Annotated in this window: 21 protein-coding genes; 8 read left to right on the top strand and 13 right to left on the bottom strand. The window is 61.6% G+C overall.

The window, feature by feature from the left end; all coding sequences use genetic code 11:
- Positions 1 to 3: 3 nt before the first annotated feature.
- Positions 4 to 1,086 (bottom strand): hypothetical protein, encoded by a 1,083-nt coding sequence (locus CWE01_RS15150; RefSeq protein WP_100941345.1) that lies wholly within the window; start codon positions 1,084 to 1,086, stop codon positions 4 to 6.
- Between the two features lie 189 nt (positions 1,087 to 1,275).
- Here CWE01_RS15150 and CWE01_RS15145 point away from each other — a divergent pair, with 189 nt between their 5' ends.
- Positions 1,276 to 2,289, top strand: a complete 1,014-nt coding sequence (locus CWE01_RS15145) for a sensor domain-containing diguanylate cyclase (RefSeq protein ID WP_100941344.1) — start codon at positions 1,276 to 1,278, stop codon at positions 2,287 to 2,289.
- Positions 2,290 to 2,463: 174 nt separating this feature from the next.
- On the opposite strand, the gene CWE01_RS15140 is transcribed toward CWE01_RS15145, so the two are convergent.
- Positions 2,464 to 3,699, bottom strand: coding sequence for an acetylornithine transaminase (locus CWE01_RS15140; RefSeq protein WP_100941343.1), 1,236 nt, complete (start codon positions 3,697 to 3,699; stop codon positions 2,464 to 2,466).
- 101 nt (positions 3,700 to 3,800) lie between these two features.
- Here CWE01_RS15140 and CWE01_RS15135 point away from each other — a divergent pair, with 101 nt between their 5' ends.
- The gene (locus CWE01_RS15135) at positions 3,801 to 4,706 is read left to right on the top strand and encodes a LysR family transcriptional regulator (RefSeq protein ID WP_100941342.1); all 906 of its coding nucleotides are present in this window, start codon (positions 3,801 to 3,803) and stop codon (positions 4,704 to 4,706) included.
- A gap of 24 nt (positions 4,707 to 4,730) precedes the next feature.
- Here CWE01_RS15135 and CWE01_RS15130 read toward each other — a convergent pair whose 3' ends face one another.
- On the bottom strand, positions 4,731 to 5,555 hold the full coding sequence (locus CWE01_RS15130) for an alpha/beta fold hydrolase (RefSeq protein WP_100941341.1): 825 nt from the start codon (positions 5,553 to 5,555) through the stop codon (positions 4,731 to 4,733).
- 160 nt (positions 5,556 to 5,715) lie between these two features.
- Here CWE01_RS15130 and CWE01_RS15125 point away from each other — a divergent pair, with 160 nt between their 5' ends.
- On the top strand, positions 5,716 to 6,537 hold the full coding sequence (locus CWE01_RS15125; protein ID WP_100941340.1) for an AraC family transcriptional regulator: 822 nt from the start codon (positions 5,716 to 5,718) through the stop codon (positions 6,535 to 6,537).
- 155 nt (positions 6,538 to 6,692) lie between these two features.
- Complete coding sequence (locus tag CWE01_RS15120) at positions 6,693 to 7,277, top strand: DedA family protein (RefSeq protein WP_100941339.1); 585 nt, start codon at positions 6,693 to 6,695, stop codon at positions 7,275 to 7,277.
- A 7-nt stretch (positions 7,278 to 7,284) separates the two neighbouring features.
- Here CWE01_RS15120 and CWE01_RS15115 read toward each other — a convergent pair whose 3' ends face one another.
- The 3 genes from CWE01_RS15115 to CWE01_RS15105 form a co-directional block, all read right to left on the bottom strand.
- Complete coding sequence (locus tag CWE01_RS15115) at positions 7,285 to 8,910, bottom strand: methyl-accepting chemotaxis protein (protein ID WP_100941338.1); 1,626 nt, start codon at positions 8,908 to 8,910, stop codon at positions 7,285 to 7,287.
- A 133-nt stretch (positions 8,911 to 9,043) separates the two neighbouring features.
- Complete coding sequence (locus CWE01_RS15110; RefSeq protein WP_100941337.1) at positions 9,044 to 9,349, bottom strand: DUF4124 domain-containing protein; 306 nt, start codon at positions 9,347 to 9,349, stop codon at positions 9,044 to 9,046.
- Between the two features lie 262 nt (positions 9,350 to 9,611).
- Positions 9,612 to 10,277 carry a diiron oxygenase gene (locus CWE01_RS15105; protein ID WP_100941336.1) on the bottom strand — a complete coding sequence of 222 codons (666 nt, stop codon included), beginning with the start codon at positions 10,275 to 10,277 and terminating at the stop codon, positions 9,612 to 9,614.
- A gap of 201 nt (positions 10,278 to 10,478) precedes the next feature.
- Here CWE01_RS15105 and CWE01_RS15100 point away from each other — a divergent pair, with 201 nt between their 5' ends.
- Positions 10,479 to 11,891 (top strand): PLP-dependent aminotransferase family protein, encoded by a 1,413-nt coding sequence (locus CWE01_RS15100; RefSeq protein ID WP_100941335.1) that lies wholly within the window; start codon positions 10,479 to 10,481, stop codon positions 11,889 to 11,891.
- A 56-nt stretch (positions 11,892 to 11,947) separates the two neighbouring features.
- Here CWE01_RS15100 and cyoE read toward each other — a convergent pair whose 3' ends face one another.
- The 7 genes from cyoE to hmpA all read right to left on the bottom strand — a co-directional run bounded on the left by cyoE (position 11,948) and on the right by hmpA (position 19,636).
- Positions 11,948 to 12,835: a heme o synthase gene (gene cyoE, locus CWE01_RS15095; RefSeq protein WP_100941334.1), complete on the bottom strand. Its 888-nt coding sequence runs from the start codon at positions 12,833 to 12,835 to the stop codon at positions 11,948 to 11,950.
- A gap of 10 nt (positions 12,836 to 12,845) precedes the next feature.
- Positions 12,846 to 13,175 carry a cytochrome o ubiquinol oxidase subunit IV gene (gene cyoD / locus CWE01_RS15090; protein ID WP_100941333.1) on the bottom strand — a complete coding sequence of 110 codons (330 nt, stop codon included), beginning with the start codon at positions 13,173 to 13,175 and terminating at the stop codon, positions 12,846 to 12,848.
- On the bottom strand, positions 13,176 to 13,802 hold the full coding sequence (gene cyoC, locus CWE01_RS15085) for a cytochrome o ubiquinol oxidase subunit III (protein WP_100941332.1): 627 nt from the start codon (positions 13,800 to 13,802) through the stop codon (positions 13,176 to 13,178).
- Positions 13,803 to 13,805: 3 nt separating this feature from the next.
- Positions 13,806 to 15,824, bottom strand: a complete 2,019-nt coding sequence (gene cyoB / locus CWE01_RS15080) for a cytochrome o ubiquinol oxidase subunit I (protein WP_100941331.1) — start codon at positions 15,822 to 15,824, stop codon at positions 13,806 to 13,808.
- A gap of 3 nt (positions 15,825 to 15,827) precedes the next feature.
- Complete coding sequence (cyoA, locus tag CWE01_RS15075; RefSeq protein WP_100941330.1) at positions 15,828 to 16,766, bottom strand: ubiquinol oxidase subunit II; 939 nt, start codon at positions 16,764 to 16,766, stop codon at positions 15,828 to 15,830.
- Between the two features lie 826 nt (positions 16,767 to 17,592).
- Complete coding sequence (locus CWE01_RS15065; RefSeq protein WP_100941329.1) at positions 17,593 to 18,102, bottom strand: disulfide bond formation protein B; 510 nt, start codon at positions 18,100 to 18,102, stop codon at positions 17,593 to 17,595.
- 352 nt (positions 18,103 to 18,454) lie between these two features.
- A complete protein-coding gene (hmpA, locus tag CWE01_RS15060; protein WP_100941328.1) occupies positions 18,455 to 19,636 on the bottom strand; it encodes an NO-inducible flavohemoprotein in 1,182 nt (393 codons plus the stop codon).
- 154 nt (positions 19,637 to 19,790) lie between these two features.
- Here hmpA and norR point away from each other — a divergent pair, with 154 nt between their 5' ends.
- The 3 genes from norR (at position 19,791) to CWE01_RS15045 (ending at position 22,857) form a co-directional block, all read left to right on the top strand.
- Positions 19,791 to 21,341, top strand: a complete 1,551-nt coding sequence (norR, locus tag CWE01_RS15055; protein ID WP_100941327.1) for a nitric oxide reductase transcriptional regulator NorR — start codon at positions 19,791 to 19,793, stop codon at positions 21,339 to 21,341.
- Positions 21,342 to 21,461: 120 nt separating this feature from the next.
- Positions 21,462 to 22,364 (top strand): chemotaxis protein CheV, encoded by a 903-nt coding sequence (locus tag CWE01_RS15050; protein WP_100941326.1) that lies wholly within the window; start codon positions 21,462 to 21,464, stop codon positions 22,362 to 22,364.
- Position 22,365: 1 nt separating this feature from the next.
- Positions 22,366 to 22,857: an N-acetyltransferase gene (locus tag CWE01_RS15045; RefSeq protein WP_100941325.1), complete on the top strand. Its 492-nt coding sequence runs from the start codon at positions 22,366 to 22,368 to the stop codon at positions 22,855 to 22,857.
- Positions 22,858 to 22,861 lie beyond the last annotated feature (4 nt).

Here is a 22,861-nt window from a genome sequence, read left to right as displayed (position 1 = left end):
TTTCTAGAGCCCCACGCAGTCTTTCGGCGATAGCGAACGAAATCTGCTCATCCGCGCACTGAAACCCTTGTTTTCCGGCTTCAGCACCAACGCCTGCTTCTCAGCCGCGACAGCCCCGGCGAAGTCACCGCTCCTGGCCCGCACACAGGCCAGGGTGTCCAGCGTATTGGCATCGGGTTGCAGCGCCATCGCCCGTTGCGCGGCGGCAAGGGCTTCGGCCTGGAACGCCGCGCCTTTGAAAGCGGCGGTACTCGCAATAAGCCAGGCCAGGTTGTTCTGGCCCTTGGGCGATTGCGGATAGCGCCGGGTTCCGCTGCGGTAATCCGCCAGGGCTTTTTCGAACGCGCCTTTCTTCTGCCAGAACTCGCCGCGCAGCAGCGTGGCGTAGCCCAATACCTCGTCGCGGGACAAGGTACGCCCCTGCCAGGCCGGCAGCGTCTCGGGCGTACGGCATTGCGCGCGGCCGTTGGTGTCCCAGTCCATCGAACGACCATTGCCGGATGTCCAACGCAGGTAGTTGTGGCTCTCGCCACTGGGCAGGCGGATTTCCACCATGTGCATGGGCAGGGACAAGGACTCCGCCACCGACAGATAGAGAAACGCACTGGTGTCGCAGTCGGCAATATGCCGACCGCCCTCCGGCAATGCCCGCGAAACCAGCGCATCCCCCAGGGTGTCGGTCGGGACGTAGAGTTCAAAGCCGTTGGCGAGCAAGGTCGCGCCCAAGGTCGTGAAGGTACGCGTCGCCTGTTTCTGCCAGTCGGCATCGGTCGACAAGCCGGACGCCAGTGAGCCGCGGGCCTGGTCGATCAGGGAGTCCAGCAGACGGAAGCTGTCGTCGGGCACGAAACAGGCCGCGGACTCGATCATCAGGACCTCGTAGCCCAACCCCCGGTAGCGCGGCGAGTAGGACCTGGCCACAGGCTCCGGGCATGGCCTCGGCCCGACCGCCGGGCCGGGGCTGGCAATGGGTTGGGCATAAAGGCGCTCATCACCGCAGACCGGCAACGGCGCAGACAGGCTCAGATCCGCCGCCCCAGCCCGCAGGCAGGCCAATGCCAGGAAAATCACTGCACGCCCTTTCACTGCCCTGCTCATGCCGGTGTGGATCCCCCATTGCGCCAAACACCTCGAAAACCCCAAAAGCCAGGGTCTATCGACCAGCGTGCATCTATATTTCCCACAACAAACGGTACAGTATTACTGTGCCATAGACCGTTGTGTCCCCGCTTTTGGCCCGAGACACCGAAATCAATGCCAAAGGAGTGAGCAGCGATGGTCGAGCCATCCAATAACGGACCCTGGAACACCCAACTCGGCGATATCAACGAAGACGTCGTACACGCGATCCTCGAACTGGTCAGCGATGGCGTCTGGGACTGGAACGCCAACACCGGCCTGGTCTACCGCAGCCCCGGCTGGTACGAGATGCTCGGCTACTCCCCCAATACCCTGCCGAACAACGTCTTCACCTGGGAGAACGTGATTCATCCCGACGACTACCCGCGGGTGATGACGCATTTCGACGACCATCTGAATGAACGCACCCTGGGTTATCACGCCGAGTACCGCTGCCGAACCCGCAGCGGCCACTATATTCTGGTCGAAGACCGTGGCTATGTGATCGCTCGCAACCCCGACGGTTCGGTCGCCCGGATGATCGGCGCCCACCGTAGCCTCGAAGACCAACGGCGCCTGCTCGAACAACTGGAGGTGCGGACCCTATCCTTCGAGGCCATCGTCGCCGAGCGGACCGCCGAGCTGTCACGGGTCAATCGACAGTTGCAGGCCCAGCTCGAGGAAAACCGCCGCCTGGCCGAGAGCGATTCACTGACCGGGGTCGCCAATCGCTATCGCCTGGAGAAGATCCTGTCCCGGGAGTGCCAGCGTGCCGGGCGCTTTCGCCAGCCCCTGTCGCTGATTGCCATGGATATCGACGACTTCAAGCTGATCAACGATAAACACGGACACCAGGGCGGCGACACCGTGCTGGTCGAGGTCGCGCAAACGCTCCAGGGCTGCCTGCGCGACACCGATCTGCTGGCGCGCTGGGGCGGTGACGAATTCATGATTGTCCTGCCGGACAGCCCGATCACTGCCGCCATGCACCTGGCGCATCGGATGCGTGAGCGCCTGCTGCAACGCAAGCCCCTGGGCCTGAGTACGCTGACCATCAGTTTTGGGGTGGTGGAACGTCACACCGAAGAACCCATGAGCGAGCTGATGGGCCGGGCCGATCAGGCCCTGTATCGCGCCAAGGGCACCGGCAAGAATGTGATTTCCACTTGAGGCCGTCCCCAGGCATCGCCGACTTTTCCTGCACACACAAAAAACCCCGCCGAAGCGGGGTTTTCTTTTGACCATTCCAACGTCCTGTCGGCTGCCGTCCTGGCGATGGTCGATCTTCCCTGATCCTGTGCACATCCTTGCGCAGCAGTGATGGATCCAGAATAGGGCAGCCGCTCAAACGCTCATAGAGGCGATTGCGGGCACGGCGTGTAAGCCTTTCGCTATTACCGTGGTTTTTTCCCACTGCAATACGCCACACAACCCTTTCACAATCATCTCGACCTCCTGCTCATCGATAACCAGCGGCGGCAGCAGGCGAATGGTCTTGCCCCGGGTCACATTGATCAACAAACCCTGGTCCCGGGCCGCGATCAGGGCCAGGTCACGTACCGGCTGGCGCAGCTCGATACCGATCATCAAGCCTTGCCCGCGTATCGCCAGGACCTGCGGGCAGTCGCCCAGCTCGGCCCGCAGCCGTGCCAGCAAACGCCCCCCCTGCTCCCGGGCATTCTCCACCAGCCCCTGCTCCTCGATGATATCGAGTACGGTGCAGCCGGCCCGACAGGCCAGCGGATTACCGCCAAAGGTGCTGCCGTGGCTGCCCGGGGTGAACAGTTCAGCAGCCTTGCCCCGCGCCAGGCAAGCGCCGATGGGTATGCCATTGCCCAGGCCCTTGGCCAGGGTCATCACGTCCGGGACGATGCCTTCGTACTGGAAGGCAAACCACTGGCCGGTGCGGCCGATGCCGGTCTGGATCTCGTCGAGCATCAGCAACCAGGAGCGCCGCTTGCACAGGTCGCGAACGGCTTTCAGGTAGCCCGGCGGCGGCAGTTGCACGCCGCTTTCGCCCTGGATCGGCTCCATCAGCACCGCGCAGATCCGCTGGCCATGGCTGCGGGCGATGCTGTGCAACACCGCCAGGTCGCCGTACGGCACCTTGATGAAATCCCCCGGCAGGTCATGGAACCCCAGGCGCACCGCCGGGCCATCGCTGGCGGACAAGGTGCCCAGGGTGCGCCCGTGAAAGGCGTTCTCCATGACCACCACCAGGGGTTTCTCGATACCTTTGTGCCAGGCATGCAGCCGCGCCAGCTTCAGCGCCGTTTCATTGGCCTCGGCGCCGGAGTTGTTGAAGAACACCCGGTCCATGCCCGACAGCTGGGTCAAACGCTCGGCCAACCGTTGCTGCCAGTCGATGCTGTAGAGGTTGGAGGTGTGCAGCAGCAGGCCGGCCTGCTCGCAGATGGCACTCACCAACCGCGGGTGGGAATGGCCGATATTGGTCACCGCCACGCCGGCCACGGCATCCAGGTACTCACGGCCTTCGCGATCCCACAGGCGGGTGCCCAGCCCTTTGACGAACCCCAGGTCCAGCGGTTGATAGGTGGTCATCAGGCTAGCGGCGGTCATGGTATCGAGCTCCAGGCATTGGGTGGTGCTGGCAGTATCGTTAGCCACCTGAACTGGATAAACTGCGTTATACTTCAATCATTTTAAAGCTGAGATTGATAATGGATCTTTTCCAGGCAATGCGGGTGTACGTGACCGTGGTGGAGAGCGGCAGCATGACCGCGGCCGCCCTGGAATGCGGCATTTCCACCACCATGGTCGGCAATCACCTGCGCTCATTGGAACAGCGGCTCGGGGTCAGCCTGCTCAGCCGTACGACACGACGTCAGCGCCTGACTGAATTCGGCTCGACCTACTATCAGCGTTGCCTTGAGGTGCTGGGGCTGGTGGCGGATTCCGAGCGCCTGGCCGAACAGGCCCAGGGCGAGCCGAGCGGTATCCTGCGGATCACCGCGCCGCTGACCTTCGGCTCCGAACGCCTGGCCCCGGCCCTGAGCGAATTCGTGCTGCGTTATCCCCGGATCAAGCTGGACGTGATGCTCAGCAACCAGCGCGAAGACCTGATCGACAGCGGCTTTGATGCGGCGATCCGCCTGGGTGCGCCCGAACCTTCGGCGCTGATTGCCCGGCCACTGGAGAACTATGCGCTGACCGTCTGTGCGTCACCGTCGTATCTGAAACGGCGCGGGACACCGAAAATCCCCCAGGACCTGGAACATCACGATTGCCTGGCCTTCGCCTACCCGGCGGGAGACGATTGGCGGACGGTGGAGAAACAGTGGAGCCTGAGCGGCCCGGAGGGGGAAATCCTGGTGCCGGTGAGCGGCCCGATGACCATCAACAGTTCTTCGGCGCTGTATCAGGCGGCGCTCTCCGGCATGGGCGTCGTGATGCTGCCGGATGCGTTGCTGCGCGACGATCTGCGCGAAGGCCGACTGGTACCGCTGCTGGGGACGTACAAGCTGCCCAGCCGGCAGATGAACCTGCTTTACGCGCAAGACCGCTACCGACTGCCCAAACTGCGCTGTTTCGTGGAGTTCGCGCTGGAGAAGTGGGGCAAGCCCTAGCTAGGGCTTGCCCCAGGACTAAGCCTATTTCGCAATGGCCTTGGCCGCATCTTCAATGATCGCCGCGACCTTGTCCGGATGGGACACCATCACCACGTGGGACGCGCCCTTGATATCCACGGTCTCCCTGGAGCCGGCGCGATCAGCCATGAACTTCAGGGCCGCCTCGGGAATGTTCTTGTCCGCCGAACCGTAGATGAACCAGGACGGCAGGGTTTTCCAGGCCGGATCACCCGCGCCTTCCTTCAACGCGGCCTCGGCAATTGGACGCTGGGTCGCGGCCATCAGCGCGGCATCCTTGGGGGCGACATCGGCGGCGAACTGCGCGGCGAATTTGTCCTGCTGGATAAACAGGTCCACCGTGCCGTCTTTCAACGGCACCGGCGGCGCCAGGGTCGGGCCCAGGGTGCTGCCCGGATAGCGGCCCGAAAGCTCGATCGCGGTCTCGCCCTTTTCCGGGGCGAAGGCTGCGACGTAGACCAGTGCCTTGACGTTGGAGCGGCCATGGACCGCGTTGGAAATCACCGAGCCACCGTAGGAATGCCCAACCAGGATCACCGGACCTGGTGTATGTTCGAGGATATCGGCCACGTAGTCCGAATCACTCTTCACCCCGTGCAGCGGGTTGGCGACCGCGATCACCGGATACCCCTTGGCCTGCAGGCGGGCAATCACCCCATTCCAGCTGGAAGACTCGGCAAAGGCACCGTGCACCAGGACCACCGTGGCTTTCTGGCCCGGCTGCGCGGCAGCGGCGGCCGAACCCGCCCAGCCCATCGACAAGGCTCCAGCAGCGATGGCAACGGCGGCGAACAGTTTGGAGACAGCAGAAAAACGGGACGTTTGCATCGGTATTCCCTCTCGCATGAAATGGCTGACCCACCGGAAGCGGCGGCGTCCAGGTCGCTGAACGTGGGGCCATGATGGGCAAAACAGCTTTACGAATGGCGCCTTCCTGTCGATGATATGCGCCAGATCGTCTAATTCCGCCGTTAACGAGAGGGAAAGAATGGATCGCCTGTCGACCTTGCTCACGCACTTCGGCATTGCCGCCGATACCTTTCACAGCGGCTTCATGCACGGCAAGGCCGACGTCACCGGCCTCGAACCCCGCGGGCACGTGCACCTGCTGAAAAGCGGTCGGGTCAACCTCGAGATTGGCGGCAAGCTGCTGCGCATCGAAGAACCGAGCCTGATCCTGATCCCCCGCCCCCTGCCCCACCGTCTGGTTGCCAGCAAGGCCGACGCCGCCGAACTGGTCTGCGCGGCGTTGCGTTTCGATGGCGGTATCGACAATCCGCTGTCCGTGGCCTTGTCCGACACCATCGTGATGCCACTCACCGCGGTGCCCATGCTCGAGGGCAATCTCGAGTGGCTGTTCGCCGAGGCCTTCGCCGAACACTGTGGCCGCGAAGCAGTGATGAACCGGCTGTTCGAATTGATGGTGATCCAGTTCCTGCGGCATATGATGGCCTACCACAGCATGACCACCGGGATGATGTCGGGCTTGGCGGATCTGCGCCTGGCCAGGGCCATGACCATGATGCACAACCATCCCGAACGGCCCTGGACCGTGGCCGACCTGGCGCAGGAGTCGAATATGTCGCGCGCCAGTTTCGCCGCGCATTTTCACAAAGTGGTCGGCCAGACTCCGGCAGACTATGTACTCAGTTGGCGCGTCAGCCTGGCCCAGAAGCGCTTGCGCGAGGGCCGGCCGATTGCGCTGATCGCCGACGAGGTCGGCTATGAAAGCCCGTCGGCGCTGGCACGGGCCTTTCGCCGCAAGATCGGTGAAAGTCCGCGGGAGTGGTTGGCGCGACAGTCAGCCTGAATCAGCACAAGCGCAAGCTCAGCTATCGTTGAGCCGGACACCCCAGGGCACTTTCGCCTGGGCAATCGATCAGAGCCAAGAATACCGTCGCCTGCCTGCAACCTCGTGCACCGGCAACGCAGCCCATGGACCGATACAAGGATCAGTACACCGCTATGTTCGAACACATCGACTTCAATTACCTGCTCGCCACCTACGGCTATTGGGCCATCTTCATCGGCTGTCTGCTGGAGGGGGAAACCATCCTGATCCTCGGCGGGGTGGCGGCGCACCAGCAAGTCCTGCACCTGTCGCTGGTGATCTTCTGGGCCAGCCTCGGCGGGATGCTCGGCGACCAGGCACTGTTCTGGACCGGACGTTTCTTCGGCGCCCGCCTGCTACCGCGCCTGCATCGCCAGCAAGCCGCCATAGACCGGGTGACGGGACTGATTCAACGTCATCCGCTGACGTCGATCTTTGCCGTGCGCTTCCTCTATGGCATGCGTCTGGTGGGCCCGCTGGTGATCGGCGCCAGCCGGCTGTCGCCGTTGCGCTTCAGCCTGATGAACCTGCTCGGGGCGGTGGTCTGGGCCACGCTTTTTGCCAGCGCCGGTTATTGGGCCGGCGAGTTCCTCGAAAGCCTGCTGGGCAATCTCAAACCCTACCGCCTGCCCATCGTCATCGGGGTGATTCTTATCGTCGCCGGGTTCGCCCTGGTCCGCCATCTGCGGGCCAAGGCGCGGGAGCGTCAGAAAGCCTGAGCCAGGCTCAGACCCGGAAGCGCCCGACCAGCCCCTGCAACGAGGTCGCCAGTAGCGACAACTCATGGCTGGCGGCGCGGGTCTGATCAGCCCCTGTCGCCGAGCGGATCGACAGGTCACGGATGTTCACCAGGTTACGGTCGACTTCCCGGGCCACCTGGGCCTGTTCTTCCGCCGCACTGGCGATCACCAGGTTGCGCTCGTGGATTTCATGCACCGAGGCGGTGATGGTCTGCAGCGCTTCGCCGGCCCGTTCGGCCAGGGCCAGGGTGCTGGCGGCACGGGCGGTGCTGGTGCCCATCGACTCGAGGGCCAGGGTCGAACCATTGCGCATGCCGGAGACCATCTGCTCGATCTCCTGGGTCGACTGTTGCGTGCGATGGGCCAGGGCACGCACCTCATCGGCCACCACCGCAAAGCCGCGTCCGCTCTCACCGGCACGGGCCGCCTCGATGGCGGCATTCAGCGCCAGCAGATTGGTCTGCTCGGCAATGGCACGGATCACTTCCAGCACCTTGCCGATCCCTTGCGACTGATCGGCCAGGGAACGCACCAGTTCGCCGGTGCGCTCGACGTCCCCGGACAGGGCACTGATGGCGCCGACGGTTTCACTCACCCGCTCCTGGCCAAGTCGCGCCGATTCGCTGGACTTGCGGGTGGCGTCGGAAGTGGACACGGCATTACGCGCCACCTCTTCCACCGCCGTGGTCATTTCGTTGACCGCCGTGGCCGCCTGTTCGATTTCGTGGTTCTGCTGTTGCAGGCCCTGGGTGCTGCCCTGGGTCACCGCATTCAGTTCGTTCGCCGCCGTGGTCAAAGAGGTCGCCGAACCGCTGATGCCCTGCAAGGTGTCACGCAAGGTCTGCTGCATGGTGGCCAGGGCTTCGAGCAGATGACTGACTTCGTCGTCGCCGTGGCTTTCGATACGCTGGGTCAGGTCGCCGCGCGCCACGTTCTGCGCCGCACTCAGGGCCTGCCCCAGGGGTTTGACGATACTGCGCGTCAGCAGCATCGCCAGGCCCACGGTGGCGAGGGCCGCCAGGACAATAAACAGGATCACGATCATCCGTGAGCTGCTGTAGTGCTCCTCGGACTTCTGGCTCTCGGCCGCCACCTGTTTGGTAAAGAGATCGGCCAGGTCGGTCAGTTGCTTGCCGGAACCGTCCACCACAGTCTTCATGTCCACCAGCAGCAACTTGCTCAACTCGTCGCGGCGGCCCTGCTCGGCCAGGGTGAAGGACTGGGCGATACCGGTACGGTACGCGGCGAAGGTCGTCTTGAACTGGTCATACAACACCCGGGCCTCGGGCGTGGTGACCAGTTTGTCGTAGGCGACGATCCGTTCGCTCAATTCCTTGTCGCGCACGTCCATCTGGCCGCGGTACACCGCGATGTTCTTCGGGTCCTGGTCGAGGGCCATGCGCAGGGAGATGGTGCGGATGCGCAACATGATCTCGCGGATTTCGTCACCGCCACGAATACTCGGCAGCCATTGGGTTTCAACCGCCACCTCGCCTTCGCGGATGTTCGACATCTGGCCCAGGGCGAACACCCCGAGCCAGGCCACCAGCACGGCGATCAAGGCAAAACCCAGCGCCGCGCGAGGTGCGATATTCAGTTGACGAAGAAACATGACGACCGCCTTTTTTGTTATGGACTGGAGTCAGCAACCCTCAGCCCTTAGCTTCAGAGTTGGCAGTCTATCGGCTTGTTGTACGACAACTTGAAATAATTGTCGAACAACTTCACTCGCGTGCACGCCTGTCTCAGGGAGCGGTCTGTCCGGAGCCGGGAACGACATTGACCTTGTAGATAATGCGCGTGTGGTAGCCCGCCTGGAGGATTCTCATGGCGCGCTGATTGATGGCGTCGGCCTTGCCCTCATCGGCCGAGACGCTGTGCAGTTGTGTGCGCTGGGTGCGGGCTTGCCAGCTGGACACACCCTGGTCCGGCGCGCAGGGCTGCGCAGCGAAACTGACCTTGCCGTCGGGGCTGACGCACTTGTAGGCATCGGCGCTGAAGGCCGAACAGGAGGCACCGAGAAGGAGAACGAAGACCAGGCATCTGCCCATGCGTGTGCATCCCTGTACGTGATGGCTATCCACAGATAAAAGAAAACCCGCCGAAGCGGGTTTTCTTCAAAGCATTCCGACATCCCGTCGGCGGCCTCCATGGCCTTGTTCGATCATCCTTGATCCTGCACACATCCTTGCGTAGCAGCGATGGGTGTAGATTAAGCCCGGCCACGAATGGCCAACAGAGGAGATCAGTGTCACAGCATGTAAGCCTTTCGCCATACTTGGATCCAATCACCACAAACCGGCATAAAGCGGCTCATGACGCCAGGACAGGCAGGGTTGCCCGGCCATGACTGGCCTCATGGCTGTCATCGGGCGTCGCTTCAACCTCCAGCACCCCCAACTGCGTCAGGATCGCCTCCCACTTCGAATGATCCTGGCCGACAAACCCATGGAGGGCCTTGGGCAGGGTCCGTGTGAAGAACAGGCGTTTTTCGGTATCCAGGCTCTGGTAGAGCACCTTCGCCACTTCGGCGAGCATCTTGTTGTGAGCCTGCTCGTCGCGGCGATGGCGAGGCTGGGTGCCGGGCCCATCGGCCAGCGGATTCAGGCGGGCAACCACGCTGATATGCGCCACGAGTGCAAAGGTGATGCTGGCCAGATCGCGCTGCCAGCCATGGTGAAGCTCGGCGCAGAGCGCCTGCAAGCGCAGGTAAGTCACCGACAACGGCAGATCCAGGTCCTTCCAGTCATCGCCGGCCAGACAATGGCACAGGCTATTCAACGCCGCGTCGACGTTTTCAACCGCCAGTGAGGGCGCCCAGACGTTACCCGCCACCTCGTCATCGCCGGGCTGGACCTTCTCCACCAGAAAAATCAGCGAGGCCTGATACAGCAGGCGACACAGCTCGCGGAGTTTCTCGACCTCGCGCGCACGCTTGCCAGGCTCGTCGGCCACGATTACACAGGGTTCTGCGCTCATATCAACCTCCTGGCGGGCTCAGTCATGCACAGGCGCCTCTTTTTTCGATTGGTCAGCTTCAACACCTAGGGAGAACCTCTTCAATCAGTACGGCATCCAGGGGGCAACAATGGCCTCTTGATACTAGCGAGCAGATACCTTCTTGATCAGGGCAAGTTCGACTAGAATCCTCCGGACTTTATTGCTCGAGCGACCAGTAAAATGCAGGTTCAGAGAGCCGTGATCGCCGCCATTGAATTCCTTCCAGGCGAGCCGCTGGTACAACAGATCGTCGACCGCTTCTCGGTAGCCATCAACCAGGGCGCCTTGCAGCACGGAGCCAAGTTGCCGCCGATTCGCGAACTCTCCGATCTCATGGGGGTGGGCAAGTCGACGGTGGTCGAAGCACTGGACCGGCTGCGGGCCAAGGGCCTGATCACCTCGCGCCAGGGCTCGGGGCACTACGTCTCACGGCTCAGCGCGGCGGTGCAGGCCGGCGTCGGCCGTGAGTTGCTGCCGCAAGACACCCTGAGCGTGGTGCGCCGGGGCCTGCTGCTGGACAACGGCGCCTTGCGCCCCGGTTGTGGTTTCCTGCCCTCTTCCTGGCTGCCCCGCGAGGAATTGCTCAAGGCCGCTCGCGGCACCCTGCGCGCCACCACCCTGCGCATGGGCGAAGTCGGCGTGCCCGCCGGCTACCCGCCGCTGCGCCAGGCCCTGCGGGTGAAGCTCTCGACCCTGGATATCGATGTCCCGGTGGAACAGATCATCACCACGGCCAACACCCTCCAGGCCATCGACATGCTCATGCGCCTGTTGATCAAGCCCGGCGACACGGTGCTGCTGGACGATCCGTGCTACTTCAACCTGCGGGCGAACCTGGTGCTGCACGGCGCGCGGATCGTCAGCATCCCCCGCAGCCGCGACGGACTGGACTTCAACCAGCTTGAACAACTGCTCGACAGCCATCGTCCGGTGCTCTACCTGACCAACAGCACGCTGCACAATCCCACCGGCCACTCCTTTTCCCCGGCCCAGGTCTATCGCCTGCTGGAGCTCAGCCATCGCTACAGCTTCCATATCATCGAAGACGACCTGTATGGCGATATCCAGCAGAAACAGACCCCTCGCCTCGCGGCGGCCGGCGGCCTGGACAACATCAGCTACGTCTCGGGGTTCACCAAGATACTCAGTGCCAACAGCCGGGTCAGCTACCTGGCGCTGCGGCCGGAGCTGGCCGCGCGCATGGTCGAACTGAAGATGTCGAGCGGCTGCGTGACCTCGGAGCTGGTGGAGCAGATCATCTATCGGATGCTCAGCGATGGCAGCTACACCCGCCATGCCCGGCGCCTGATCGACCGTTTGTACGGGGCCAACAACCGCGTCGCCCGCTGGCTGGTCGAAGCCGGCTGCTCGGTGGCGTCCTGCCCGGGCGAAGGGTTGTTCATCTGGGCCCGCCTGCCGGACGGGATCGAGGCCGAGGCCCTGGCACGCAAAGGCCTGGAAAACGACCTCGTACTGGCCCCCGGCACCTTGCTCAGCACCGCCTCCGACGCCTCGAGCTTCCTGCGCTTCAACGTCGCCCACAGTGACGACGAACGGGTTCGTGAACGCTTTCTGCGCCTGCTCCAGGCCTAGACAAAAAAAGCCCCGCGCTTCTTCCGAAGGCGGGGCTTTTTCAGTAGCCGGTGGACTCAGTGTGCGTAAGTCAGCAACAACTCACTCGGCACCTTGAAATCCAGCGACATCATCACGCTCAGGGCGGTGATGGTGAAGATCGAGAACACGAACAGCTTGCGTGCCCAGACCGTGTCATCCACCGCCTTGTAGCCGGTCCAGGCCATGTACAACCAGTACATGCCCATGGCCGCGGCCACGGCGAGGTAGCTCATGCCGGCATAACCGCTGAACGTCAGCATCAACGTCGCGCCGAGGAAGGCCAGGATGTAGAGCAGGATGTGCTTCTTGGCCACCAGGATCCCGCGCTTCACCGGCAACACCGGAATCGATGCGGCCAGGTAATCGTTGAAGCGGAAGATCGCGATCGCGTAGGAATGCGGCATCTGCCACAGACTGAACATCACCAGCAGCGTCAGGGCCGCCATGTCGAAGCTGTTGCTCACCGCCACGTAGCCGATCACCGGAGGCATCGCCCCCGACAGACTGCCGATCAGCGTGCCGTGAACCGACTTGCGCTTGAAGTAGAGGCTGTAGAAGCCGACGTAGATGACAAAGCCGATCACCGCGAACAGCGCCGCCAACGGGTTGGCGACGCGGTACAGCAGGGCCACGCCGGCGATCCCGAGGACGGTGGCGTAGATCAGGGCCAGTTTCAGGGAGATAAGGCCCTGGACCAGCACCCGGTTCTTGGTGCGCTCCATCTTCAGGTCGATGTCACGGTCGATGCAGTTGTTGAACACGCAACCGGACGCCACCACCAGCGAAGTACCGATCATGGCCGCCAGGAAGATAGCCAGATCGACATGCCCTTTCGAGGCCAGGAAGAAACCACCCGCCACAGAAAGCACGTTACCGAAAATGATCCCCGGTTTGGTGATTTGGATAAAGTGCTTGAGCGACATCGGGTTTACCTCACTTCGCCATCATGACGGTGTGGATGCTGAACATGATCCACAGCGACAGACCCACCAGCAGGACAATCACCAGTGCCGCGAAGATAAACGCCACCACATTGTTACGCTGTGCCGCGGAACGGTCCAGGTGCAGGAAGTACACCAGGTGCACCAGCACCTGGATCACTGCGAAGACCAGAACGATCCACAGGGTCGCCGCTTTCGGCAGCGACGGGTACATCACCAGGCCGAACGGGATGATAGTCAGGATGATCGACAGGACAAAGCCGACCATGTAGGACTTCACGCTGCCGTGGTTGGCATCACTGGAATGCTGTGCATTGGCCATTTACAGAGTCCCCATCAGGTAAACAACGGTGAATACGCAGATCCACACGACGTCCAGGAAGTGCCAGAACAAGCTCAGGCAGCTCAGGCGGGTGATGTTGCTTGGCGTCAGGCCGTTTTTCCAGACCTGGTACATCATCACGCCCATCCAGATCAGACCGCTGCTGACGTGGAGACCGTGAGTCCCGACCAGGGTGAAGAAACCGGACAGGAAGCCGCTGCGGTTAGGGCCGAAACCTTCTTCGATCAGCTTGTGGAATTCATTGATTTCCATGCCGATGAAGCCCAGGCCGAACAGGAAGGTGATTGCCAACCAGAACAGAACCTGACTTTTCTTGCCCTTGAACACCGCCAGCATGGCGAAGCCGTAGGTGATCGAACTGAGCAACAGGCAGGCGGTTTCGCCCAGCACGTACGGCAGTTCGAAGATGTCGTGGCCCGACGGGCCACCGGCGACGTTGTTAACCAGCACCGCGTACGCTGCGAAGATCGACGCAAACAGGATGCAGTCGGTCATCAGGTAGAGCCAGAAACCGAAGACGGTCATCTCGCTCGTATCGTGGTGGTGGTCATCGTGCCCATGGTCATGACCATGGGCGTGTCCAGCATTGGTCACTAAGTTCGACATGGTTTAAACCTGTTCCAGCGAAGATTCAACACGGGTGGCAGGAGTCACTTTCGCCGCCGCCAGCACCTTGTGCTGCTCAGCTTCGATACGTTCGATGACGTCCACTGGCACCATGTAACCCTGATCATCACGCGAGATGTGGATGATGAAGTAGATCACGGTACCGGCCAGGCCAGCGATCGCCATCCACCAGATATGCCAGATCATCGCGAAACCGAACACGGTCAGCAGAGCGCCCATGATCAGGCCGGTCGCGGTGTTGTTCGGCATGTGGATCGGCTGGTAGCGCTTGGGCACCGAGTACGCGGTACCGTTTTCCTTGGCTTCGGTGAACGGGTCAACCCCATCGGCCTTCGGCAGCTCGGCGAAGTTGTAGAACGGCGGTGGCGAAGAAGTCGACCACTCCAGGGTGTGGCCATTCCATGGGTCGCCGGTCACGTCCATGTTCTGCTTGCGATCACGAACGCTCACATAGATCTGGATCAATTGCGAAGCGATACCGAAGGCGATCAGAATGGCACCGAACAACGCCACGTACAGGTAAGGCACCCACTCAGGGTTGGTGCTGGAGTTCAGACGACGGGTCATGCCCATGAAGCCCAGTGCATAGAGCGGCATGAACGCGACGAAGAAGCCGGAGATCCAGAACCAGAATGCAGCCTTGCCCCAACCTTCGTGCAGCTTGAAGCCGAACGCTTTCGGGAACCAGAAGCTGAAGCCGGCGATGTAACCGAAGACCGCACCACCGATGATCACGTTGTGGAAGTGTGCGATCACGAACAGGCTGTTGTGCAGGACGAAGTCAGCACCCGGGATGGCCAGCAGTACGCCGGTCATGCCGCCGATGGCGAAGGTCACCATGAAGCCCAGGGTCCAGAGAACCTGGCTGGTCATGCGCAGACGGCCACGGTAGATGGTGAACAGCCAGTTGAATAGCTTCACCCCCGTCGGGATCGAAATCAGCATCGTCGCCAGGCCGAAGAAGGCGTTGACGTTGGCACCCGACCCCATGGTGAAGAAGTGGTGCAGCCAAACCATGAAGCCCAGCACCGAGATCGCGCCACTGGCGTAGATCATCGAGTGGTGGCCGAACAGTCGCTTGCCGGAGAAGGTCGAGATGACTTCGGAGAAGACCCCGAACGCCGGCAGAATCAGGATGTACACCTCGGGGTGACCCCAGGCCCAGAACAGGTTGACGTACATCATCGGATTTCCACCCAGTTCATTGGTGAAAATGTGGAAATCCATGTAACGGTCAAGCGTCAGCAAAGCCAGTGTAGCGGTGAGGATCGGGAACGAAGCAACGATCAGCACGTTGGCCCAGGTGCAGGTCCAGGTGAAGATCGGCATGTCCATCAGCTTCATGCCAGGGGTACGCATTTTCAACACGGTGGCCAGGAAGTTCACCCCGGTCAGCGTTGTACCCAGCCCTGATAGCTGGAGCGCCCAGATGTAGTAATCCACCCCCACGCCCGGACTGTATTGCAAGCCCGACAGCGGCGGATAGGCAACCCAACCGGTCTTGGCGAATTCGCCGACACCCAGGGAAACGTTGATCAGCACTACGCCGGAAACCAGCAGCCAGAAGCTCAGGGAGTTCAGGAACGGGTAGGCCACGTCACGCGCACCGATCTGCAGCGGCACGACGATGTTCATCAGGCCGGTGAAGAAAGGCATCGCCATGAAGATGATCATGATCACACCGTGGGCGGTGAAGATCTGGTCATAGTGGTGAGGCGGCAGGTAGCCAGGGGAACCCTCGGTGGCCATGGCCAGTTGGGTCCGCATCATGATGGCGTCGGAGAAACCGCGCAGCAGCATGACCATGGCGACGACTATGTACATGACACCGATTTTCTTGTGGTCAACCGAAGTCAGCCACTCGGTCCACAGGTAGGTCCACTTCTTGAAGTAGGTGATCGCCGCGAACAAAGCCAGACCGCCGAGCGCGATCATGGCAATGGTCACCATGACAATCGGCTCGTGGAACGGGACCGCTTCCCAACTTAATTTACCAAACATCGTTTACTCCTCTGCCCCGGCAGCTGAATGCGAACTCATGTCCATTCCTTCCGATGCGGCCACTTCTTTCTTCTCGTGCTCGACCGGCTTGCCTGCTTTCATCCCTTCGTACTTGTCGACGATGTTCTGGAACAGGTTCGGCGTAACGGTGGAATAAAGCGCGACCGGATTGTCCTGGCTTGGCTTGGCAAGGTCCGCGTATTCAGCTTGTTCAAGCTGTTTAGGTGCCTTCTTGACCTCAGCTACCCAGGCATCGAAATCCGCCTGGCTGGTTGCGGTCGCTTTGAATTTCATACCGGTGAAGCCGGCGCCGCTGTAGTTGGCGGAAATCCCTTCGTACTCATGATTCTCGTTGGAGATCAGGTGCAGCTTGGTCTGCATACCGGCCATGGCGTAGATCTGACCGCCCAGGCCCGGGATGAAGAACGAGTTCATCACGCTGTCGGAAGTGATCTTGAAGTTCACCGGCGTCTTGGCCGGGAAGACCAGCTTGTTGACGGTGGCAATGCCTTGTTCCGGGTAGATGAACAGCCATTTCCAGTCCAGCGCGACCACTTCGACGGTGATCGGCTTGACGTCGGATTCCAGCGGACGGTAAGGGTCCAGGGCATGGGTCGACTTGTAGGTGACGATGCCCAGGAACAGGATGATGATGGCAGGCACGGCCCAGATCACGATTTCGATCTTGGTGGAGTGGCTCCATTTTGGCGCGTAGGTGGCGTCCTTGTTCGACGCGCGGTATTTCCAGGCGAAGGCAAAGGTCATCAGGATGACCGGCACCACGACCAACAGCATCAGCAGCGTAGCGGTGATGATCAGGTTACGTTCGTCCAGGGCGACCTGACCCTTCGGGTCGAGCAAGGTCATGTTGCACCCTCCCAGCAACAACGTGCCGAGCAGCGGCAATAAGCCTAAGAATCTGGGATACCTTGTTTTACTCATCTCACGACCTCTAAAGCAGCTTGCGCAATGCAGTTGGGTTTCGATAGCCAACACTTCACCCTGCCAAGGGTTGGCAATTTTTTCCGATTGAATAAGGGCCTGTCCGTCGTACCAATCATTGATCGGCACCTCTGGAACGGGCGTGAGTTCTTATTCGATTTCGTGGGTCATAGGCCTTGTTACAGACCAATTCCATTTGGTGCGGATACTTGGAAAGGTTGCCAGCACCTGGGGTCGCATAGCGCCCGTGCGCCCTTCGACCGCCCTATTGCGCTCAGGCAGAGCGGCGCCGGACATTCAGTGCGGCGATTGTAGTGAGGTAGCGTTTTATAAACCACGTCTCATCCTGAAATATTTTTTATCAATTCACGCAACAATCATTAACCGTTTTTGCAACGATCATGAATCGTATCGCTTTTCATTCTCAGCAAAAAGGCATGAACCGCTCTTTTGTCGGACAACTGATCCGTAGCGAAAACGCCCTGCCAGGTGCAGCGAAAGAGGCTCTGGCCCAAGCATGACGGGGTATTGAGCGGGTCTTCGGGGGGTATCGGGAGGTCACCTGCATAGACGTGAAACACAGAGCATGCCAGGGAACTTTTTCGAGGATGGCTGTCAATCGGAAGATGACATCGAGGTCAGAAACGAGCGCTGCGACACCTGCGACGTGACAATATGTCGCAGTTTTTTCGCCGGTTTTATGGCCTGAATCAGAGACTTTTTACCAGGGTCGGCAGACATAAAAACGCCCCGATCTTACATGAAAGATCGGGGCGTTTTCCACGGATTATCGGCAAGCCTCAGCCGTATCGGCCAACCGCGGGTATCAGCGGTTTTTCTGCCGATTGCGGTAGATACCCACCGGCACCAGCAACACCGTCAGCACGAACGCCACCAGCGCCCATTGCGCCAGGGACAGGCCCAGCAGCGGTGGGTACGGCGTTTCGCAGAAACCCTCGACCTGGAAGCCCAACGGGAAGATCGACGCCAGGGGCAGGCCATCGACGATCGGTTGCAGCACGTCGATGCCGCAGCTCACCGCCGGATTGGCCTGGATATAGACGTGGCGGCCTGCCGCGATGATGCCGCCGACAGCACTCAGCCACACCAGCACTTCCAGCACCGTGAGGCTGCGCCGGGTGCGCATGCCCGCGCCGATAAAGGCGAACAGCGCAATGAACAGCAAGGCGTAGCGCTGCAGGATACACAACGGGCAAGGCATTTCACCCAGCACCACCTGCATGTACAACGCACCGCCGATCAAGGCGAGGCAGATCACCCCCAGCAGGACCAGGAAGCGCTTTTCCCGTCCCAGCCGCATCATTTCGTCAGTCATCCTGTTTCCCTTTGACTCGTTGTTGGATCGGCCGAAGGGCCGCGCAGCGTGCTGCGGCATCAAACCGAGGTTGTATCCCATAGGCCCACAGGTCGCAATCCGCTCGTTTCAACCCGGTGAACATGTGTTGCCCGGAAGTCTACACGCTGACCATGACCTTTGAGCGTATTGGACACGCGACGTCGGTGTCTGCGGGAGTATCGGTAAACCACCACGAGATCGCCGACAATGATCGGCGAATTAACGACAAACCGATTAAAGCGGGATTAACGCGCCCAGGGATTTTGCCCCTCCGCCCGATCCGGCCTGCCGACCGCCGTGGCCACAGGCCTGGCCACGGCGGTGGTGCGGGTTATTCCAGGGCCGCGGCCGGCCCGAAGAACTCATAGCGGCTCTGTTGCTCCGGCACCCCCAGGGCTTTCAAGTGACGCTTGATCGTGCCCATGAACCCCTTGGGCCCGAGGAAATAGGCATCCAGGTCACGCTCCTGGGGCAACCATTCGCCCAACTGCTCCTGGCTCAGCAGGCCGACCTTGTCCGCTGCCGGGCTCACACCATCATCCTCGGCGTAACAATAGAAGCGTTTGAGCTGCGGATGACGCGCGGCCAGGGCATCGACCCAGTCACGGAAAGCATGCACCTGGCCGTTGCGCGCGCAGTGGATGAAATGCACCGGCCGCTTGCCCGCCAACGCCGCTTCGAGCATCGGCAAGGTCGGCGTGATACCGACCCCACCACTGATCAACACCAGCGGCTTGTCGCTGGCCGCCAGGGTGAACTCGCCCGCCGGCGGGAACAGCTCCAGGCTGGCGCCGACAGCCAGTTGGTCATGCAGGTAGTTCGAGACCTTGCCACCGGCCTCGCGCTTGACACTGATCCGATATTGCCCGGTTGTCGCCAACGCCGAGAGCGAGTAGTTGCGCCGCACCTCTTCGCCATCAATGACCAGCTTCATGCCGATGTACTGCCCAGGGGTGAACGCCAGGACCGGCTGACCGTCCACCGGTTCGAAGTAGAACGAGGTGATTTCCAGGCTCTCCTCGACCTTGGCCGCCACCTTGAACAGGCGGGCACCGCGCCAGCCGCCGGGGGCCTGGGCCTTCTCGTCGTAAATTGCCGCTTCGGCACCGATCAGGATATCGGCCAACTGGTTATAGGCCGCGCCCCAGGCACTCATGACCTCAGGCGTGGCGATCTCCTCGCCGAGCACTTCGTGAATGGCCCGCAACAGGCAGGCGCCGACAATCGGGTAATGTTCCGCAAGGATCTGCAGCGCAACATGCTTGTTGATGATCCTGGCCACCAGGTCGCCCAACTGGTCGAGCTGGTCGATATGCCGTGCGTACATCAACACGCCGTTGGCCAGCGCCCGGGGCTGGTCGCCGCTGGACTGGTGAGCCTGGTTGAAGAGTGGGCGCACCTCTGGGTACTCGGACAGCATCATCCGGTAGAAGTGAGTGATCAGCGCCTCGCCGCCGCTTTCCAGCAGCGGGACAGTCGATTTGACGATGGCACGGTCTTGAACGCTAAGCATGGGTCAACTCCTGGTGTGAGGCTTTATCTGAATTGACCTTTACCCATCACAGTTCATGCCAAGATTTAAAACCATATTAATCAACAATTTAAAATAAAGTTAGTCATAAAGACTACAGGCGCTTTATAGTCAATTCGACACCATAGGAGTCAATATGACTGCAAAACTCCTGCTGACCACGCTACTGCCGCTGGTATCGGATCTCTCACGGGAACTGCCCGAAAGAGAACGCTATCGGCGCCTGCTCGAAGCCATGCGCGCCCTGCTGCCCTGTGACGCCGCCGCGCTGCTGCGCCTCGACGGCGAGTGGCTGGTGCCGCTGGCCGTCGACGGCCTGAGCCCCGACACCCTCGGGCGGCGCTTCAAGGTCAGCGAGCATCCGCGCTTCCAGATCCTGCTCGGCAGCCACGGGCCGACCCGTTTCGACAGCGGCAGCGACCTGCCCGATCCTTACGACGGCCTGGTGGATGGCCTGACCGAGCATCTGGAGGTCCATGACTGCCTGGGCTGCCCGCTGTTTATCGACGAACAGCCCTGGGGCCTGCTGACCCTCGACGCCCTCGACCCGGAGCGCTTCGAGCGGATCGAGCTCGATGCCCTGCAAGCCTTCGCCAGCCTGGCGGCGGCCACGGTGAATGCCGCCGAACGGATCGAGCGCCTGGCCTTGCGCGCCGAGGACGAGCACCAGCGCGCCGAGCTCTATCGCCAGGCCAACGGCCCACAAAATCGCGAAATGATTGGCCAGGGCAAAGCCCACAAACGCCTGGTGGAAGAGATCAAGCTGGTGGGCGGCAGCGACCTGACGGTACTGATCACCGGTGAAACCGGGGTCGGCAAGGAACTGGTGGCCCAGGCGATCCATGCCGCCTCCCCCCGTGCGGAAAAACCCATCATCAGCCTCAACTGCGCCGCCCTGCCGGATACCCTGGTGGAGAGCGAACTGTTCGGCCATGTACGCGGTGCCTTCACCGGCGCCGTGAACGATCGCCGCGGCAAATTCGAACTGGCCAATGGCGGCACGCTGTTTCTCGATGAGGTCGGCGAACTGTCGCTGAGCGTCCAGGCCAAATTGCTCCGGGTGCTGCAAAGCGGCCAATTGCAGCGCCTCGGTTCGGACCGCGAGCATCAGGTGGATGTCCGGTTGATCGCCGCCACCAACCGCGACCTGGCCGAAGAAGTGCGCAGCGGGCGCTATCGGGCCGACTTCTACCACCGCCTGAGCGTCTACCCGCTGCAAGTCCCGGCCCTGCGCGAGCGCGGTCGCGATGTGTTGCTATTAAGTGGTTTTTTTCTTGAGCAGAACCGCTCGCGTCTCGGCCTGGGCAGCTTGCGCCTGAGCGCGGATGCCCAGGGCGCGTTGCTGGCCTACAACTGGCCGGGCAACGTCCGTGAGCTGGAACACCTGATCGGGCGCAGTGCCCTGAAGGCCTTGGGCAATTGCAGGGAACGGCCGAAAATCCTCAGCCTGAGCGCGGCCGACCTGGACTTGCCGACGGCTGTCCCGCCAGCCCCGCCGGAGCCAACCCTGACCCCGCCGGAGCTGGAAAACGGCGTGGATCTGCGCCAGGCCACGGAAAACTACCAGCGACAGCTGATCGGTGCCTGTCTGGAGCGACACCAGCACAATTGGGCCAGCGCCGCCCGCGAACTGGGCCTGGACCGGGCCAACCTGGGACGGATGGCCAAACGCCTCGGCTTGAAGTAAACACTTGACGGGGAGTTGTGCATTACACCTAAAGCCGGCCCCCATCAGGTCGATAACCCATCATCGATAGCCGTTCAGGGTTAATCTGTCCTGAACCACCTTTTTCCACAGAAGGTTTTTATGTCTTCCAACAAAGCCCGCGCAGATTCGCTATCCCTTCTGCTCTTTACTTTGCGCAGCGGCAAGCTGATGGCAATCAACCTGCTGAAAGTCAGTGAAATCATTCCCTGCCCGCCGCTGACCAAGCTGCCGGAGTCCCATCCCCACGTCAAAGGCATCGCCACCCTGCGCGGCACCTCGCTGTCGGTGATCGACCTGAGCCGTGCCATCGGCGAACGGCCACTGGTGGACCCGGACGGCGGTTGCCTGATCGTCACCGACGTCAGTCGTTCGAAACAGGGCCTGCATGTCCAGGCCGTGAGCAAGATCGTCCATTGCCTGACCACCGACATCCGTCCGCCGCCCTACGGTTCCGGCGGGCCCAAGGCCTTTATCACCGGGGTGACCCAGGTCGACGGCACGCTGGTCCAGGTACTGGATATCGAAAAGGTCATCCACGGCATCTCGCCGACGCAAATCGAAGTTGCCCCCAGCGAACTGACCATGGAAGAGGCGGAAATCCTCGGCCATGCGCGGATCCTGGTGGTCGACGACAGCCAGGTCGCCCTGCAGCAATCGGTGCTCACCCTGCGCACCCTCGGCCTGACCTGCCACACCGCCCGCAGCGCCAAGGACGCCATCGGTTGCCTGCTCGACCTGCAAGGCACCGCCGAGCAGATCAACGTGGTGGTCTCGGACATCGAGATGTCCGAGATGGACGGCTACGCCTTCACCCGCACGGTCCGCGAAACCCCGGACTTCCAGGACCTCTACATTCTCCTGCACACCTCGCTGGACAGCGCCATGAACAGCGAGAAGGCACGACTGGCCGGGGCCAATGCGGTGCTGACCAAGTTTTCCTCGCCGGAACTGACCCGCTGCCTGATCCAGGCCGCCCGGACCGTCGCGGAACAAGGTATCTGAAATGCCCGACCGTCACTGCCAGTTGCTGCGCAAGGACCTCGACGACCTGCTGGATATTCCCCAATGGCCGGCCGACATCCGTGTCGGCGTATTGCGCGCGCAGTTGATGGAACCGGTGCATGCCTTGCTCAAGCGCGGCTACCAGGATGGCGGCGGCAGCGTCGAAGACTTCGCCCAATGGTGCAAACACTTCACCAGCGATGCCGAATTCGATCCCGCGCTATGCCTGGTCGCCCTCGACGAACACGGCGTGGCCGGTGTCGCGCTGTGCTGGACCAGCGCCTATATCAAGGACCTCGTGGTGCACCCGCGCCGCCGCGCCCAAGGCCTGGGTCTGGCTTTGCTGCGCCAGGCGTTCAAGGTATTCGCCGCGCGCGGCGAAGCCTTCGTCGACCTCAAGGTCATGGAAAACAATCTCGCTGCCCGACGCCTGTACGAACGGGCCGGCATGCGGTTTATCGAACGCTATGAAGTCAGCCCGGCTCAGGCATAATCCC

This window comes from Pseudomonas sp. QS1027, assembly GCF_002814235.1.
GTDB lineage: Bacteria > Pseudomonadota > Gammaproteobacteria > Pseudomonadales > Pseudomonadaceae > Aquipseudomonas.
Note: the sequence above shows the minus strand (reverse complement) of the source record. Positions and strands in the feature narration are given on the sequence as shown.

What these genes read in the sequence shown, in the direction of transcription:
- CWE01_RS15140 (WP_100941343.1), bottom strand. Translation starts at nt 3,699, where the DNA reads ATGACCGCCGCTAGCCTGATGACCACCTATCAACCGCTGGACCTGGGG.
- CWE01_RS15135 (WP_100941342.1), top strand. Translation starts at nt 3,801, where the DNA reads ATGGATCTTTTCCAGGCAATGCGGGTGTACGTGACCGTGGTGGAGAGC.
- CWE01_RS15100 (WP_100941335.1), top strand. Translation starts at nt 10,479, where the DNA reads ATGCAGGTTCAGAGAGCCGTGATCGCCGCCATTGAATTCCTTCCAGGC.
- cyoB (WP_100941331.1), bottom strand. Translation starts at nt 15,824, where the DNA reads ATGTTTGGTAAATTAAGTTGGGAAGCGGTCCCGTTCCACGAGCCGATT.
- cyoE (WP_100941334.1), bottom strand. Translation starts at nt 12,835, where the DNA reads ATGTCGCTCAAGCACTTTATCCAAATCACCAAACCGGGGATCATTTTC.
- CWE01_RS15120 (WP_100941339.1), top strand. Translation starts at nt 6,693, where the DNA reads ATGTTCGAACACATCGACTTCAATTACCTGCTCGCCACCTACGGCTAT.
- CWE01_RS15130 (WP_100941341.1), bottom strand. Translation starts at nt 5,555, where the DNA reads ATGCAAACGTCCCGTTTTTCTGCTGTCTCCAAACTGTTCGCCGCCGTT.
- CWE01_RS15065 (WP_100941329.1), bottom strand. Translation starts at nt 18,102, where the DNA reads ATGACTGACGAAATGATGCGGCTGGGACGGGAAAAGCGCTTCCTGGTC.
- cyoC (WP_100941332.1), bottom strand. Translation starts at nt 13,802, where the DNA reads ATGTCGAACTTAGTGACCAATGCTGGACACGCCCATGGTCATGACCAT.
- CWE01_RS15045 (WP_100941325.1), top strand. Translation starts at nt 22,366, where the DNA reads ATGCCCGACCGTCACTGCCAGTTGCTGCGCAAGGACCTCGACGACCTG.
- CWE01_RS15145 (WP_100941344.1), top strand. Translation starts at nt 1,276, where the DNA reads ATGGTCGAGCCATCCAATAACGGACCCTGGAACACCCAACTCGGCGAT.
- CWE01_RS15110 (WP_100941337.1), bottom strand. Translation starts at nt 9,349, where the DNA reads ATGGGCAGATGCCTGGTCTTCGTTCTCCTTCTCGGTGCCTCCTGTTCG.
- hmpA (WP_100941328.1), bottom strand. Translation starts at nt 19,636, where the DNA reads ATGCTTAGCGTTCAAGACCGTGCCATCGTCAAATCGACTGTCCCGCTG.
- CWE01_RS15115 (WP_100941338.1), bottom strand. Translation starts at nt 8,910, where the DNA reads ATGTTTCTTCGTCAACTGAATATCGCACCTCGCGCGGCGCTGGGTTTT.
- CWE01_RS15105 (WP_100941336.1), bottom strand. Translation starts at nt 10,277, where the DNA reads ATGAGCGCAGAACCCTGTGTAATCGTGGCCGACGAGCCTGGCAAGCGT.
- cyoD (WP_100941333.1), bottom strand. Translation starts at nt 13,175, where the DNA reads ATGGCCAATGCACAGCATTCCAGTGATGCCAACCACGGCAGCGTGAAG.
- CWE01_RS15125 (WP_100941340.1), top strand. Translation starts at nt 5,716, where the DNA reads ATGGATCGCCTGTCGACCTTGCTCACGCACTTCGGCATTGCCGCCGAT.
- norR (WP_100941327.1), top strand. Translation starts at nt 19,791, where the DNA reads ATGACTGCAAAACTCCTGCTGACCACGCTACTGCCGCTGGTATCGGAT.
- cyoA (WP_100941330.1), bottom strand. Translation starts at nt 16,766, where the DNA reads ATGAGTAAAACAAGGTATCCCAGATTCTTAGGCTTATTGCCGCTGCTC.
- CWE01_RS15050 (WP_100941326.1), top strand. Translation starts at nt 21,462, where the DNA reads ATGTCTTCCAACAAAGCCCGCGCAGATTCGCTATCCCTTCTGCTCTTT.